This window comes from Ruegeria sp. BE9, assembly GCF_056538765.1.
The window spans coordinates 867,056-882,831 of the sequence record NZ_JBQFTS010000002.1; the positions used below are offsets into that span (position 1 = coordinate 867,056).

13 protein-coding genes are annotated in these 15,776 nt (G+C 56.9%); 2 read left to right on the forward strand and 11 right to left on the reverse strand.

Features of this window, described 5'->3' with window-relative positions:
* Positions 1-145: 145 nt before the first annotated feature.
* From ACR0EO_RS10840 to ACR0EO_RS10855, 4 genes are read right to left on the reverse strand one after another with little or no spacing between them, the layout of a single operon-like run.
* A complete protein-coding gene (locus ACR0EO_RS10840) occupies positions 146-1,480 on the reverse strand; it encodes an aspartate aminotransferase family protein (protein WP_480689706.1) in 1,335 nt (444 codons plus the stop codon).
* Positions 1,477-3,855, reverse strand: coding sequence for a GcvT family protein (locus tag ACR0EO_RS10845; RefSeq protein WP_480689708.1), 2,379 nt, complete (start codon positions 3,853-3,855; stop codon positions 1,477-1,479). The genes ACR0EO_RS10840 and ACR0EO_RS10845 overlap by 4 nt, the downstream gene beginning before the upstream one ends.
* Positions 3,852-6,245: a GcvT family protein gene (locus ACR0EO_RS10850; protein WP_480689709.1), complete on the reverse strand. Its 2,394-nt coding sequence runs from the start codon at positions 6,243-6,245 to the stop codon at positions 3,852-3,854. The genes ACR0EO_RS10845 and ACR0EO_RS10850 overlap by 4 nt, the downstream gene beginning before the upstream one ends.
* Positions 6,245-7,774, reverse strand: a complete 1,530-nt coding sequence (locus tag ACR0EO_RS10855; RefSeq protein ID WP_480689711.1) for a trimethylamine methyltransferase family protein — start codon at positions 7,772-7,774, stop codon at positions 6,245-6,247. Before ACR0EO_RS10855 ends, ACR0EO_RS10850 begins: the two co-directional genes overlap by 1 nt.
* An 80-nt stretch (positions 7,775-7,854) precedes the next feature.
* On the opposite strand from ACR0EO_RS10855, the gene ACR0EO_RS10860 reads away from it, so the two are divergent.
* Both ACR0EO_RS10860 and ACR0EO_RS10865 read left to right on the forward strand, forming a co-directional pair.
* Positions 7,855-8,829, forward strand: coding sequence for a LysR family transcriptional regulator (locus ACR0EO_RS10860; RefSeq protein WP_480689713.1), 975 nt, complete (start codon positions 7,855-7,857; stop codon positions 8,827-8,829).
* Positions 8,830-9,017: 188 nt separating this feature from the next.
* A complete protein-coding gene (locus ACR0EO_RS10865; RefSeq protein ID WP_480689715.1) occupies positions 9,018-9,446 on the forward strand; it encodes a MarR family winged helix-turn-helix transcriptional regulator in 429 nt (142 codons plus the stop codon).
* A gap of 114 nt (positions 9,447-9,560) precedes the next feature.
* Here ACR0EO_RS10865 and maiA read toward each other — a convergent pair whose 3' ends face one another.
* The 7 genes from maiA to ACR0EO_RS10900 form a co-directional block, all read right to left on the reverse strand.
* Positions 9,561-10,193 carry a maleylacetoacetate isomerase gene (gene maiA / locus ACR0EO_RS10870; protein ID WP_480689717.1) on the reverse strand — a complete coding sequence of 211 codons (633 nt, stop codon included), beginning with the start codon at positions 10,191-10,193 and terminating at the stop codon, positions 9,561-9,563.
* An 86-nt stretch (positions 10,194-10,279) separates the two neighbouring features.
* Positions 10,280-10,825 carry a VOC family protein gene (locus ACR0EO_RS10875; protein WP_480689718.1) on the reverse strand — a complete coding sequence of 182 codons (546 nt, stop codon included), beginning with the start codon at positions 10,823-10,825 and terminating at the stop codon, positions 10,280-10,282.
* Positions 10,826-10,872: 47 nt separating this feature from the next.
* Positions 10,873-12,189: a TRAP transporter large permease gene (locus tag ACR0EO_RS10880; RefSeq protein ID WP_480689720.1), complete on the reverse strand. Its 1,317-nt coding sequence runs from the start codon at positions 12,187-12,189 to the stop codon at positions 10,873-10,875.
* A complete protein-coding gene (locus tag ACR0EO_RS10885; RefSeq protein WP_480689722.1) occupies positions 12,186-12,734 on the reverse strand; it encodes a TRAP transporter small permease in 549 nt (182 codons plus the stop codon). Before ACR0EO_RS10885 ends, ACR0EO_RS10880 begins: the two co-directional genes overlap by 4 nt.
* A 3-nt stretch (positions 12,735-12,737) precedes the next feature.
* The gene (locus ACR0EO_RS10890) at positions 12,738-13,772 is read right to left on the reverse strand and encodes a TRAP transporter substrate-binding protein (protein ID WP_480689724.1); all 1,035 of its coding nucleotides are present in this window, start codon (positions 13,770-13,772) and stop codon (positions 12,738-12,740) included.
* 20 nt (positions 13,773-13,792) lie between these two features.
* Positions 13,793-13,981 (reverse strand): DUF2783 domain-containing protein, encoded by a 189-nt coding sequence (locus ACR0EO_RS10895; RefSeq protein ID WP_480689726.1) that lies wholly within the window; start codon positions 13,979-13,981, stop codon positions 13,793-13,795.
* Between the two features lie 5 nt (positions 13,982-13,986).
* Positions 13,987-15,609: an FAD-dependent oxidoreductase gene (locus ACR0EO_RS10900; protein ID WP_480689728.1), complete on the reverse strand. Its 1,623-nt coding sequence runs from the start codon at positions 15,607-15,609 to the stop codon at positions 13,987-13,989.
* Positions 15,610-15,776 lie beyond the last annotated feature (167 nt).

Genomic DNA, 15,776 nt, shown 5'->3' on the forward strand with positions numbered 1-15,776 from the left:
ACCTCGGGTGTTCGTCTTAAAGGAGGCTGTCAAAGCGGTTGGGAAGCCTCTAACGAAAAAAGTTGGAGGCCGAGGCCCCCAACTTAATTTAACTCATTCACCCTTTGGAAAGTTCTTCCCCAAAAGGCGAAGGACAAACCAGAGACTACACCTTCTCGCAGCTGGCTTTTTCCGCCGCAGTTGCAAGTGCTTGATCAAGGCTGTTTGCTACCTGGTCCACGTCATCCAGCGACAAACAAAGTGGTGGTACCATCCGCAGGCATTGCTGGAAGGGGCCGGATTTTGACAGGATTATCCCTTGCGCTCGGCACGCTTCAAATACTTCGGTTGTCATGTTCTTGTCTGGCGTTTTGCTGTCACGGTCTTTCACGAACTCCAGCGCCAGCATAAGTCCCTTGCCGCGTACATCGCCGATAGCCGGATACTTGTCCTTCAGATCAATCAGCCGTTCTTTCAGCGCTGCACCCACGACCCGAGCATTTTCTTGCAAACCTTCGTCTCGCATAACAGCAAGAACTGCACGTGCTGCGGCGGCTGAGGTCGGGTTGGCGCCGTAGGTGTGAAACATGAATCTCTCGGCCATTGGCTCAGCGATATGCTTCTTGGCTACAACAGCCCCGATAGGGAAACCGTTCCCAAGCCCCTTGGCCATCACTACGATATCTGGAACAACGCCGTCTGCCTCGAAGCCCCAAAAGTTCTCACCAGTGCGCCCGAATCCCGACTGAACCTCGTCAGCAATATAGAGACCGCCCGCCGCCCGAACACGTTCAGCAGCGCCAAACATGTAGCCGGGGGGCATTTCGATTATGCCGCCATAACCTTGCACGCTTTCCACAAAGATGCCCGCCACCTGACCCGTGGTCGCGGTGTTGATGGTGTGGTCGATCTCCTCCAAGTAAGGTTTAGTGCCCGGCCCAAAGACACCACGGTATTGGTTGGGCTCGGGTACGAAAGCCACGTTGCCGGGCATGCCGGGGTGACGCCAGCCCGAGATGCCTGTGATCGACTGAGCCGCAGCCGTCGGCCCGTGATAGGCTGTGCGCAGCGCTAGTAAGTCCAAGTTGCCGGTATAGGTGCGCGCCATGGTCATCGCCAAGTCAATCGCCTCGGACCCGGAATTGGTTAGGTGAACCACCCAGTCATGGCCCTTAGGCATGGTCGCGGCCAGTTCCTCGGCCAGATGGGCAGGGGTCGGGTGGTAAAACATTGTGGTGCAGTGGGTGAGTTCCTGCGCCTGTGCCGTTGCTGCGGCCACGACGCGCGGATGCGAGTGCCCGACAGAGATGCAGACATTCATTCCAAGCAGGTCGGTATATTTCCGTCCGTCCGTGTCCCACAGGTATTGGCCTTGGCCCTTTTTGAAAACGATCGGATCACGGAACGGAGTGAACCGTGTCAGCGAGGCGGCATAGTACTGGTCCCGCCGAGCGGCGGTGTTCGAGAAGTCCCAGTCGGTGTGAAGAGGGTGGTCGGTCATTTGGAACCTCCGGTTTTCAGTCGTGAGTTTTTGGCATCAAAGGGGGGATCAGCCAGGATGATCGCAGTGCGATGCTGACCCAAGATTGAAATGGTCAACCCTTCTCGTGCAGTTGGGTCGCGCAAGTACGCCAAGGCCAGAACCTTACCGGTTCGATGTCCGTAGGCGCCCGATGTGGCGATCCCAACAGGTGTCCCGTCTTTCCAGATTGTATGTGCGTAAAATGGATCTACCTCACCGGTCTCTACTTCGAGCAGCACCATTTCCCATGGGTTGTCGCGGGCCAGCCCTTCACGCAGCTCTTTGCGAACAAACGGAGTTAGCCCAGCCTCCAGCGGACTGCGTTCTGTCGTCAGGTCGCTGCCCCATCCGCGATAGCCTTTTTCCAGACGCATCGAGTTCGCGGCGTAAGCCCCATAGAAACTCAGGCCATGAGGTTTAGCGATCTCTTCGAGCGTTTTGAAAAGATGTGCGGCCTGATCTTTGGCGACGTGCAGCTCCCAGCCGCATTCGCCAAGGAAGGACACCCGCAGGGCACGCACGGGCACACCCGACACTTGGGTTTCCTTGGAGGTCAGCCAAGGCATGTGGTCTAACTCGGGCAGCACGTCGGGGGACTTGGGGCCCATAACGCCGATAACCGCCAGATCCTCAGTCACATTTTGAACCGTGACGTCAAAGTCATTGGCAACGCTTACCAGTAGATCATGGTCTATCTGCTCTGCCGCTGCGGCGCTGGTGAGATAGGCGTGTTCCTCGGAAAGGCGGGTCACTGTGAATTCTGAAAGAACACCACCTGCAGGTGTCAACGCATGGGTCAAGCCAATGCGACCCGGTGGGGTCGCGCGATTTGCCCCCAATGTTTCGAGGAAAGGGCCAACATCTGGGCCGGTGATGTCAAATTTTGAGAAAACCGACAGATCGGCCATTGCGACGCGGGTGTGCGCGGCATCAACTTCTTGCGCCACGGGGTCGAACCAGTTGGCGCGCCGGAAGGTTTCATCGGCCACAGCCTCGGGGTCGGATGAGAACCAGTTCGGTCGTTCCCACCCATAAGCCGCGCCCATGACTGCACCGCGCTCGATCATCAGGTCATGCAGCGGTGACAGGCGTAGGCCCCGCCCTGCGGGGCGTTCCTCGTGCGGGTAATGTACGCCGAATTGAAGCCCGAAGCACTCAATGGCTTTGGCCACGCGATAATCTCGGTCAGCCCAGGATCCAAAGCGGCGGCTGTCTACCGCCAGAGCATCCATCGGCGGTGCGCCGTGCGTCATCCAATGTGCAAGGAACCAACCCGCGCCTCCGCCTTCCATCACACCCATGGACGAGCCGGTTAGTAGCCAGGCGTTTTCTAAGCCATGCGCAGGCCCGATCAGAGGGTTGGCGTCGGGCGTAAAAGTAATGGGCCCGTTGATGACCGATTTCACGCCGCCGGTTTCTAGTGCGGGAATCCGTTCCATCGCGGCCATGATGATATGTTCGACACTATCCAGATCAGGCGGCATCAGGTCTGCGCCAAAGTCGGGCGGTACGCCATCAACTGACCAGACCTTAGCGTCCTTTTCATACGGCCCAAGGATCAGCCCATCGCGTTCCTGCCGAACGTACCAGCTTTCCTCAGGGTCTCGAATGATTGGCAGCTCCGGCAGACCTTGCGCGATCCGATCTGAGACCGCCCCCACCGTGTCGGTGACCAGGTATTGGTGCAGTACCGGAACGGAAGGGATGTTCAACCCCATCATATGGCCGATTTCCCAACCCCAAGTACCCGCTGCATTGACGACATGGACGGTTTCGATGGCCTCTTTCTCAGTCTCGACCCGCCAGAGATCTTGCTGGCGTTCAATCGCGGTGACGGCGCAATTGCGTAGGATCCGAGCTCCCCCGCGTCGCGCGACCTCGGCCATCGCGTTGGTGGCCAGGGTGGGGTCCACATGGCCGTCATCCGGTTCGTAGATACCGCCAATCAGACCATCCAACTTTGCCAGCGGGAAGAGTTCTGCAATCCGCTCAGGCGTCAGTACCTCCAGCGGGTAGCCTGTGAATTCGGACAGGCCAGCAACGTGCCGAAACTCATCCATCCGGTCGGGGTTGCGCGTAATCCGCATCGCGCCCGAGCGATGAAAGCCGCAATCTCGACCTGTTTCTTGCGGCAGAATATCCCGATAAAGGCGAACGGACGTGGCGCGCAGTTCCTGAATGGTCGGGTTGTGGGCGAAATGGGTGCACAGCCCCGCCGCGTGCCAGGTTGAGCCGTGAGTCAGGTCGTTTTTCTCGACCAGCAGCACATCGGACCAGCCGGCCTTGATCAGATGATACATCAGCGACACGCCCATGGCTCCGCCGCCGATGATTGTAACCTGCGCTTTTGTCATCCGCGCATCCTTTCGCCTGAGGGATCAAAGGGTGGGCGGCGCAAGGGTTGCGCAGGATAATCCTGCCCGGCGACCCGGACTGTGAAGTTTCGATCGCAAGTCTGGGTCAATGTCTCGCCTGGCTGCGTCGAGACCATGGCAAAGCAAAGGTTCAACCCCGTACGCGGTCCACGCCCGCCAGACGTCGTCAACCCTACATAGTCGCCGTTTTCGAACACTGGTTCGTCGTGCAACATCAGCGCATCGCCTTGAACCTGCAGAAGGATCAGGCGTTGATTCAGGCCATCAGCCTTTTGACGCTCTAACGCTGACTTGCCGAGGAAATCCTTGGTCCAGTCAATAGTGAACCCCAAACCCGCCTCTAGCGGAGTGACCTCTGGCCCAAGTTCATGCCCCCAATGGTGGAAGCCTTTCTCTAAGCGGCAGCCGTCGATTGCATAGAACCCCATCGGGCGCGCGCCCTGGGAAATGAGTGCGTCAAACACGTGTTTTGGAACATCACTCGGCGCGAGGAGGCTCTTTTTCGGAAGCCAAAGTTCATAGCCATATTCCCCAACGAAACTGAGCCGTTGCACCCGGATGTGCTGCTCGGCGACTTTCAGACGCCGTAATTGTCCTTGTTCAAAATCGCCAAGGCTTTGCCCAGTCAGGGTTTCCATGATTTCTCGGGCGCCACCGCCCATCACGCCGAGGATCGCGAAATCCTCAGTTTGATCTCTCAGAGTTACGTCAAAGCCTTCCAGCTGCCGGGTTAACCAACCAATATCGCGTTGGCGCGTGGCTGCAGGGCTCGTGATACGGGCACCTTTGGGGGCGTAGCACTGTACGGTTGCATCAATTTCAATGCCGCCGCGCTCGTTCAAAAAAGGTGCGTATCTAACGTGTCCATCCGGGGCGAGTTCGCGACAAGACAGGTAGTTGAGTGCTTCGTACACCTCGTCTCCGTTTAAACAGAGTTTTGTTATAGGTGCGAGGTCGAGCAACACAGCACCCTGATCCATTACCGAGGCCTCGGCCTGTGCCAAGGCCCACCAGCCTTGGTCGCGGACCGAATAGTCTTGTGCCGGTCCAAAATACAATCCGCGTTCCCAGCCCGCCGTCAGCCCAAAATGCGCCCCTTGCTCGGCCCAGGAGTCATGCAAAGCGGATTTGCGTAAACCACGCCCGGCTTTCGGTTGTTTGTATGGCCAGTGCAGGGCAAACAGATCTGATACAGCCTCTTCCATGCGTCGCGCCATGTGAAAAGGCGAGGCCGTGACTGGGTCGCCTCGGGAAACGTCAACCTCCCACATATCCATCGGTGGGTGGCCGTCGACCATCCAATCCGCCAGTGCCCGTCCAATCCCGGCCGAAGACATCACCCCGACCGAGTTCATACCCGCGGCAACAAACAAGCCATCCACGGATGTCTCACCGACGAGTGGCTTCGTATCGGCGGTAAAGCTCTCGGGACCATTCATGAAATGCTGAATGCCCACGGTTTCGAGGCTGGGGCACAGCTCCAACGCGGCCTCCATGAATGGAGCAAACTGATCCCAATCCTCGGCCATCTCAAGGAAAGGGCGGTCGCCTTCGGGGCCGTAGGCGTCCCAGCATTTGGCGTTAGGCTCAAAGCCACCGATCACCAGCTTGCCGGCGTCGCCTTTGATGTAAATACCGCGGTCCAAATCACGGATCACCGGAAACGGGTTCGGCATGTCCGGCATGGGTTCGGTCACCACATACATATGCTCGACGGCTTGCAACGGCAGTGCCACACCAGCACTGGCGGCCAGTTCACGAGACCAAGCCCCAGTGGCGATGACAACCTGATCGGCATCCAGTTCGGTTCCATCGTTCAGGGTCACACCAACGATGCGCTTGCCCTCTTTGCGGAGCGACTGCACCCCGGTGTTTTCGTGGATCAACACGCCGCGATCCCGGGCGCCTTTGGCATAAGCCATGCACAGATCGACCGGGTTCACATTGGCGTCTTCGGGTACTAACAAAGCCCCCACGTGGTTGCTCAGGTCGAGCTGGGGCAGGGGGATGTCTGCGGCCTCGACCATGCTCGGTGTCAAACCCTGCGTCTGGCCCAAGTCAGCAATTCGGCGCAGTTCATCCAGGCGTGCAGGATCACGGGCGAGCCAATAGCCTGCAGTCTGGCGGTATCCGGTCGACATTCCGGTTTCAGCCTCAAGCGCAGGGAAAACCTCAAGCGCGGCCATGGCAAGACGGGTCATGTTTGGTGTGGCTCGCAGGGGGCCGACAATCCCCGCCGCGTGCCATGACGTGCCCGAGGTCAATTGGTTGCGTTCCAAAACGGTAACATCGTCCGCACCGCGTTTGGCCAGATGGTAAGCCAGGCTCAGGCCGATTGCGCCGCCGCCGATGATTAGTATTCGGGACATCAAAAGTAATCCTGATCTGGTTTTTCAGCTTTGCGCTGTGCGATGTAATCCTGAAGTGCCGCATCGATATCGGGGTCCAAGCCAGGATCTTCGTAAGCCTCTAGCCTGTCTTTCCAGATCGCGTTTGCGCGCTTTGCTGCATCCAATCCGCCGGCCGCCTGCCACTGTTCAAACGAGTTGTCATCCGGTGTCCAGGGTCGGAATAGCGCGGACATGAAATTGGCTTGCGTATGTTCGGAACCTAGAAAGTGCTGACCGGGTCCGGTTGCGGCAATGGCTTCCATCGCTTGTGCATTCTCGCTCATATCGATGCCATCGAAGAAACGCCCGATTTTGCCGCACAAGTCATGGTCAAGGATCGTTTTCTCGAACGACGTTACCAAGCCGCCTTCGAGCCATCCGGTGGCATGGTTGATCAGGTTGGCACCCGCGAACATCGACATCATCAGGCCCCATGTTGCTTCTTGCTGGCTTTGAGCGTCAGGCACCTTTGATGCGCTCAGCGTGCCAACCGTGTGCAGCGGCACTCCAAGCCTGCGAGCGAGTTGCCCTGCGGCCAGAACCATCAAGCCGGCCTCGGGGGTGCCAAATGTCGGCGCCCCGGACTTCATCGACATGGTCGAAGCGAAACTGCCCATCAGACAGGGCGCACCGGGGTTCACCAGTTGCGTCAGCGTCATCGCGGCCATGGTTTCGGCAAGCACCTGTGCAAGGGTGCCCGCGACGGTCGATGGGGACATTGCACCCGTTAGAACCCAAGGAGTACAGGCAACTGGTTGTCCCGCTCGGGCATAGGTTTTTAAGGCGCCGGACATGTGGCTGTCCATAACCAAGGGCGCATTTGTATTCGAAACGCAATACAGAACCGCGTTCTCGGCAACAAAGTCTTCGCCGAATACGATCCGAGCCATATCGATCGCGTGACCTGCACGTTCGGCCCCGATGAAAGCGCCCATAAACGCGCGATCAGAATGGCGAATATGGCCATAGAGCATGTCTAGATGCCGCTTGTTCGCCGGTAGATCCACAGGCTCGCATACAACGCCGCCTGAGTGGTGCAACCACGGCAGGCTGTGGTGCAGTTTGATCAGGTCAAGGAAGTCCTCGTGCGAGGCATAGCGGCGCCCTCGATCCAGATCATGTACGAAGGGTGGTCCCCAAGCCGGGCACAGCACGCTCGCATCGCCGCCAAGCTGAACGCTGTTGGCCGGATTGCGGGCGTGTTGGATAAAATGCGCGGGGGCGGTTGCAGTTATTGTCTTACGACAGAAGCCGCGCGCAAACCGTACCCGAGTTCCATCTACCTCACAGCCTGCATCTTTAAAGATCTTCAGGATCTCAGGATCGTCCTGGAACTCCATCCCCGTCTCGGCAAGAATGGTATCTGCATTGGCTTCAATCTGCTCCAAGCCGGCTTCGCTGAGCACGTTGAAAGTCGACAGCTTGCGAAGAATGAAGGGCGCTCGCACCTCAGGAGGGATGCGATTTTCCGATGCCCTGCGGCGGCGAGATGAGCGTGATCGTGTCATGCAAAGAGTGTTGAACCAGCGCTTGACGGAAACCAAGAAAATCCCAACAGTATAATAATTATTTATACTAAGGATGAGCCATGCTGGATCGCCGTAAACTCTCACCAAGCCTGATGCGCTCGCTAGAAGTCTTTGTTGCTGTTGCTGAAACGGGTCAAATGAGGGCGGGGGCAAAACTGCTCAATCTCTCACAACCAGCGGCATCCCAACACATCACTGCGCTAGAGAAAGCCTTTGGCACCGTTCTTCTGGATCGCAGCACACGTCCGGCGAGGCTGACCTATGCCGGTGCGCGACTGCATAGCAAAGCGCAGAAGATTCTGGACGCATTGTCGGATATGGAGACCGAGCTGCGCCATGTCGGCCAAAAGTCGCTAACCCTGCTGCGAGTGGGTATTCAGGCCTCAATCGCCACGACACTTACCCCTTCCTTGATCGACCTCGCTCAGCGGGTGTTCAACGTCGAAGACATTACCCTTCACGCGGGCCAAAGCGGCAATCACGAGCACTTGCTGCGGACCAAGCAGGCTGATCTTGCGCTTACCTCGAACCCGTTTCTCGACATGGATGGGTTGGAGCGCCACCATGTGCTGACTGAAAGATACCTTCTGGTCCTTCCCGAAGAATATGACGGCCCAACGGACAGTCTTGAAGGGATCCAAACGCGGCTTCCGTTGGTACGTTTCGGAGACACCACAAACGCGGGTCGGCAGATTGCACAACATCTACGGCGCTTACGGTTCGAGCCCGACAAGGTCATTCAAGCCGATCGATCCAGCATGGTTACGTCCTGTGTTTCCGCAGGTCAGGGGTTTAGCCTTCTGACGCCAACGTTGCTTATTGATGGTCTGGTGGAGAACATGAGCCTTCGATTGAAAGAGCTGCCGGTCTCTGGCCTTTCCCGCACGTTGACGGTCGTTGCAAGAAAGGATGAGCTTCAGAGTTTCCCGAAAGCGCTGGCCGAGATGTCTAAACAAAAGCTGGCCCAGCAAATTACCCGCCATATGGGAGATATCGGAGCGACTAATGTGGAATTAAATCTGGCTCAGGAATAGCGAGGAGGGCTTCTTTGCTACACCTAAGTCGCTTGCAGATTTCGAGCTTGTTTTCCTTAAGAAAGAAAGTTTCACAGCCTTTAACTAAGAAGATGAAAGGCCGCTGAATGGTTGTCGTTCTTCTGGCGCAGCCCCTAATCAAACAAATCGTTGCGGTTGCAACCATGCTAAATTAATCTTGGAGAAACATGCAGCTAGATTCATTTTTTCCATACCGACTGGCCGTTGCGTCTGAAGCTTTCTCGAGAAACCTTACAGACGTCTACGAGCGAGAATTGGGTTTGTCGCGCGAGGAATGGCGATTGCTGTTTCTTCTGGCAAACGCTGAGAGCGTGACTTCGTTGGACCTCGCTCGCCGCACGACGCTGGACAAAGTTCAGGTCAGCCGAGCTGCTAAGCGCCTTGATGAAAAGGGACTGATTGTTCGCGAGATTTCTGACGAGGATCGCAGGATCCGCGTCTATCGGTGCACATCCGAAGGGTTTCGTCAGTTCCAACATCTTCAGCCCAAGGTACAGGAACGCGCTGATCGAATGCTCGACGCTATGTCACCCGAGGATCGCGCAGCTCTTGAACAGGGCATTTCCGCACTAATGAAGGTCGCCAAGGTAGACTGATAAAGCGGTCAGAAGTCTCTGCGTATTTATCCAGCTAAGGTCCGGAAAACAGGTTCGCCTCGAGTAAACTACCTAGGCACATTGGTGATGGACAGTTGCGCAGCGGACCTGCTGTTAGGCTGCGTCGGGCTGGTTCTCTGGGCGTGCGTCGTCGAACGCGGAGAGAGACAGAGCCCGTTCTTCGATCTCCAGAAGGCGTGGGAACGGGCTCATATCAACGCCCCAGCGATGCGCATTATATAGCTGAGCAACAAGGCAGATGTCGGAAAGATCTGGGCGGTCGCCGAAGCTGAACTTCGTGCCCTCTGGCAGCAATGCCTGAAAAGCGGTGAATCCTTCGGTCATCCAATGGTGGAACCAGTCAAGTTGGCCGTCGGCCGAGAGACTCATGTTGGACTTGAGGTATTTTAGAACCTTCAGGTTGTTCACTGGGTGGATATCCATCGCAATCGTCTGCGTTGCCGCCTGAACCCGAGCACGCTGCAGCGGTTCTGCTGGCAATAGCTGAGGCTCGCGCACGATGGCATCCAGATATTCAATGATCGCCAGGGACTGTGTCAGGACAGTGCCATCCTCAAGAACAAGGGTCGGAACCCCTTTGCCAGGGTTGAGGGCGGTGTAACTGGGCTCACTCTGCTCTCCGGTAACAAGGTTAACCGGGCAGGCTTCATAGTTAAGACCTTTTAGATTCAACGCAATGCGGACCCGGTATGAGGTGGTCGAGCGCCAGTAGGAATAGAGTTTCATAAATCTAACTTAGGAGTTCTTTCGCGTATTATCCAAACCCGTTTGCATTTAGGTCCCACGCCGGTTTCCCGACGTGGGACACGGCTTCAGGTGCTTTTGTTAAGCTCTTTTGCATGCAGCCAGTCAGCATGTTTCGGTGCTTTCTTGGTCTTTGACCAATCTTCGAGCATCAACCATTTCACCTCATCCATCCGCGCCAGCATCGCCTCTTCCTCTGGGTCGGGGCAGGCCAGTTCTATCCGGTGGCCAGAGGGATCGAAGAAATAGATCGAGTGGAAGATCGAATGGTCAGTCACACCAAGAACCTCGACGCCGTTTGCCTCAAGATGTTCTTTGAATTCGATCAGGGTTGGGCGGTCTTTGACCTTGAAGGCAATGTGCTGCACCCAGATCGGAGTGTTCGGGTCGCGACCCATCTCAGGCTTGGTCGGAAGCTCGAAGAACGCCAGGACGTTGCCGTCGCCGGCATCAAGGAACAGATGCATGTAGGGATCAGGCTCGTGTGTCGACGGAACATGGTCCTCGGCGATCGCCAGGATGAAGTCCATGTTCAGCATCTTTCCGTACCACTCGACAGTTTCTTTCGCGTCTTTGCAACGATAGGCGACGTGGTGAATTTTTTCGATTTTCATCGTGTCCTCCTTTCTTAAGGGGCAAGTTCGAATTGGGTTCGCGCGGTTCACATCAATCCCACTAGCCAGAGCGATAGTGAGGGAATGAGGATCAGAAGCGTCAGCCGCAGGATGTCAGCGATCCAGAAGGGCAGGACGCCTTTAAAGATGGTGGCCAGAGACACGTCCTGAAGAACGCCTTTTAGAACGAAGACATTCATCCCGACGGGCGGTGTGATCAGGCTAATCTCAGTGGCGACAACAACGACGATGGCGAACCAGATCAAAGCGTTCTCGGGGTCGAGCAGAAGCTCGTTTGCAAACTCTAGCTCGAACATCAGCGGATAGAAGACCGGAACCGTCAAGAGGATCATCGACAGGCTTTCAAGCACGCATCCAAGCACCATGTAGACCACGATGATGAACACGATCACGGCCCATACGGGCATTTCGTTGTCGATCACAAAGCTAGAAAGCGCGTCGGGCAGGCCAGCGAAGTTGATGAAGTTGGTGAACAGCTCAGCCCCAATGATGACGGCAAAGATCATTGCCGTGGCGCGGATGGAGTCCATGGTGGCGGCGAAGAACCCGCTCCATGTCATGGACCGCAAGGCCACAGCGATCAACACCGATGCCCCGGCGCCCATGCCTGCGGCCTCGGTCGGCGTAAAGAAACCGCCGTAAATCCCGGTCATGATGAACAGGAACAGGCCCAGAACGCAGAAGACTCCAATCAGATCGGTTCGGCTCATTGGTTCTGTGTTCTCTTCTTCGGGCGCAAGGGCAGGGTTCACACGAACCGCGACCATGACCGCCCCAAGATAGAGCACCACACCGATGATACCTGGGATTATCCCGGCAATGAACAATTTGGCGATGTTGGTTTCTGTCAGCAGCCCATAGATAATCAGGATCACCGAGGGCGGGATCAGGATGCCCAGCGTGCCGCCCGCGGCGATGGAGCCCGTGGCAAGTCGGTCGTCATATCCAAACTTCCGCATCGACGGCATTGCGACCTTCGACATGGTTGCGGCGGTTGCCAGCGACGATCCACATACGGCAGAGAAACCACCGCACGAAAAAACCGACGCCATGGCAAGGCCGCCGCGCAGCTTGCCAAACAGACGATCTGCGCCTGCAAACAGGCCATGCGCTACGCCGGACCCAGCAAGCACATTGCCCATGAAGATAAACAGCGGAATGACCGACAGGCTGTAGGATAACGCAGTGTCGAATGCCACTTGGCCGGTCATCGCCCACGCTGGTTCCCAGCCGCGCATATAGGCAAAGCCGAACCCGCCGACGGCGGCCATGGCAAATGCGATCGGGACGCGCAGAAGGATCAGCCCCAGAAGGACAGCAAAGCCGATCAGTGATTCAATCATGGCAAAGCCTCCGGAGGGGGTTGGTCGCTGTCGTACTGTTTTGGCGGCTGAAGGCCACGCAGAAAGGCAATAAAGGCCGAGACCATGCAGGACACACCTGCCAAATATCCGAACGGAGCCAGCGGGATCTCCAGCGCGTTACTGACTGCGCCGTCATGAGCCGCTTTGGCCGCGTGTGTAAACAGACGCCAAGCGAATGTTGCCAAAAGGGCTGCCGAGAACAGCCCAGCAAAGGCCGAAAGCAGGCGCTGGGCGTGTTTGCCAAGAACCATGTTGAGCAGGTCAACCTCGACATGTTCGCGTCGTTCAGTTGTCAGTGGCAACGCCAGGAAAACCAAAGCCGCCAAGAGAATTTCAGTCAGTTCGAATGCCCCAGACAAAGGAGCATTCAGAAAGTAGCGCCCGATCACATCCACACAGGTGATGAGAATGAGACAGAACAGGATCAGAGCGGCGCCGGCACCAAGCGACCTGTCGAGTAGCATCCCGATGTCCAGCCCCTCTTCCGGGGGCTGGTCGGGGAAACGATGGCGAAGCCGCTCCATGGATCAGAAGTCCACGCCAGCCTGCTTGCGCAGTTCTTGCAGGGCGGCTGCTCCGTCATAGCCGTCAGCTGAAATTGCCTCGGACCATACCGTTTCAGCGTTTGCCGCCTGAGATTTGATCGCATCGACGACAACGGCTGGGGCTTCGTAGATTTCGATCCCTGCTTTCTCAGCTGCTGCACTGCCTTTCTCGTCGGCACCGATCCAGGCTTCACCGACGAGTGTGGCAAAGGCCTCACCCGAAATCGCCTCGATCGCGGCCTGGTCCTCTGCGGAAATCTCGTTCCACTTGTCCTCGTTCATGACCATGAACCAAGTGGTATTATAAAGACCGCCGGGCACCTTCATCGTGTATTTGACGTCTTCTGTCAGTTTAAACGCGGCAAGCGCGTCATAGGGGAAGGTCACTCCGTCAATCACGCCGCGAGACAGCTTTTCATAGACTTCACCCGACGACATAAAGAGCGTCGTGGAGCCCATGCCCGACATCAGGTCTGAAATGTAGCCGCCGGGAACGCGGATTTTCAAACCAGCAAAATCGTCAGTTGTTTCGATTTTGCGGACATTGTTATGCAGCATTCCCGGGCCGTGCACGAAAAGGCCCAGAAGTTTGGTGCCTTCATGCTCTTTCTGAGCTTCCAGCGGTCCGGAATACACGTTCCAAAAGGCTTTGGACCCCGCAACTGCGTCATCACCGATGAACGAGAACTGACCGATCCGCGATCGTGTGAAGCGGTCGTCTGTGGTGAACGAGTGCAGGCCGTAGGTGATGTCGGCGATGCCGTCTGCAGCCATATCATAGTGCGACGGTGGCGGGCCCAGCGGTTTGGCCAGAACACGAACAGTCACCCGACCATCTGTGACTTCTTCAACCTGTTTTGCCCAGGGTTTGATCGCGCCCACCACGATCGGGTGGCGTGGCGGCAGCCAGCTGGAAAGGGCCAGGTTGGTCTCGGCTATCGCCGTTGATGCAAACGACAAGGCAATAGTTGTTGCGCCAACGCAGGCGAGGGCACGGGATTTCAGGTTCAATTTCATAGTCTCCTCCCTATGATGAGTTAGATTTCGGCGGCTTTGATCGCTTCGCTCAGAACCGAGCGCGTGCCGATGTGGTTGGCCAGGATCAGGACCAGACGGGCGTTCAACGCATCGCTGTCCACTTTTTCCAGCCCTTCGTGGGCTGCAAGAAGTTCGGCATAGAAATCGTCGACGCCGTCTATGTTCGGGGTCAGGATCAAGTCAGTCATAGGGCTTACTCCTTGCCGACGGCGCGCCGGATCGAGGCGCGGATTGTATTTTCTTCGTAGCTGGGGCGGCGGGCGGCCACGTGCTGATCCGGACGGATCAGATAGACCGCGCTGTCAGCGTCGCCCAAGTAGCGTTGTTTGAGTGCACCGGTTTTGTCGTCCTTGACTGAGAGAGCCAAGCGAGTGACCTGTACCCCGTCTTCTTCGATCATGTCCGGGGCATCGGCGTCGATAGTCAGCAGGATGAATTTGTCACCCAGTTTGGACAGAAGGAATTCGTCACCAAGCGGAGCATCGGGACAAACCGATCCCGGACGCGACCGAGCGGGGCCGTTGAGGGCATCTGCAGAGTTGAGCGGCGAGTCCTCATAAGTGCAGGGCACTGACAGGCGACCGGAGTTCACCATCGGGCGTGCGAACTCGTACTTCTCTGACAGGGACAGTACGGCATCACGTAAAATGCGGCTGGTCTCTGATTTTGGGGTGATGAAGTCGGTCGAACGGGTCGAGTTCAGGATGTTTTCATCTGCGCCGTAAATACGTTCAGAGTCGTAGGTATCAAGCAGGCTTTCAGGAGCTTCACCGCGCATAACCATGCCCAGTTTCCAGCCGAGGTTATCGACATCCTGCATGCCCGAATTCGCGCCGCGCGCGCCAAAGGGAGACACCTGATGCGCTGCATCCCCGGCAAAGAACACGCGACCATGGCGGAAGCTTTCCATACGCTTGCACTGGAACGTATAGATGGATGACCAGACCAAGTCGTAATCGACATCTTTACCTAGGAAAGCGTCGAGGCGACGACGGATGTTTTCTTCTTTCATCTCTTCTTTGCGGTCGACATCCCAGCCAATCTGGAAATCCACGCGCCAGACATCATCGGGCTGCTTGTGCAAAAGGGTAGACGCGCCTGACCCGTGTGTCGGTTCGAACCAGAACCAACGTTCGGTCGGGAAGCTGTCATTCTTCATCTTGATGTCAGCAATCAGGAAGCTGTCCTGAAACACTTTGCCGGTGAAATCCAGGTCAAGCATGGTGCGCAGCGGCGAAGAGGCGCCATCACATCCGATCAACCAGTCTGCCTCAAGCTTGTAAGGGCCATCTGGCGTCATGATGGACAGAGTGACGTGATCGTCGTGAACTTCCACCGCATCCACACGGTTTTTGCCACGGATCTCGATTGGTACGCCCTGAGCCTGGAGTTCGTCAAAACGGTCGAGCTGATAGCTCTCATAGTAGGGTTGCTGCATATTTATGAAGGCCGGGTATTCGTGGCCTTCTTCGGGCAGCAGGTTGAATTCAAAAACTTGGCCGTCCTTGTGAAAGACCTTGCCGATGTTCCAGACCACACCCTTGTCGACCATCGGTTTGCCACAGCCATACCGGCCCGCGACTTCAAGGCACCGTTTCGCGAAACAGATCGCGCGTGACCCCATGCCGACGCCCTCGTGGTCGTCCAGCACCAGCGTCGGTATACCTTGGCGCCCAAGATCTAATGCAGTCGCTACGCCGACCGGGCCACCGCCCATCACCACGACGGGATGGCGCACCGGCGTCGCGGCGTCTTGGTCGGTCGATTTCTTGTAGGGATAGCGCTTGTAAGCAAGCGTATATCTATCATCGAACATCAGTTCTGTCCTCTGGCTGCGCGCGTTTCATTTTGCTTGAACGCCCGGCCCAAAGGCCGGGCAGGGTGCCTTAGCCTTGCAGGTCTTCCCACATTTGGAGATCGCGTTGTGCGGTCCAGATGCGGGGGGTGTCGATGCCACGGGCCTCGTCATAGGCGCGGGCGACG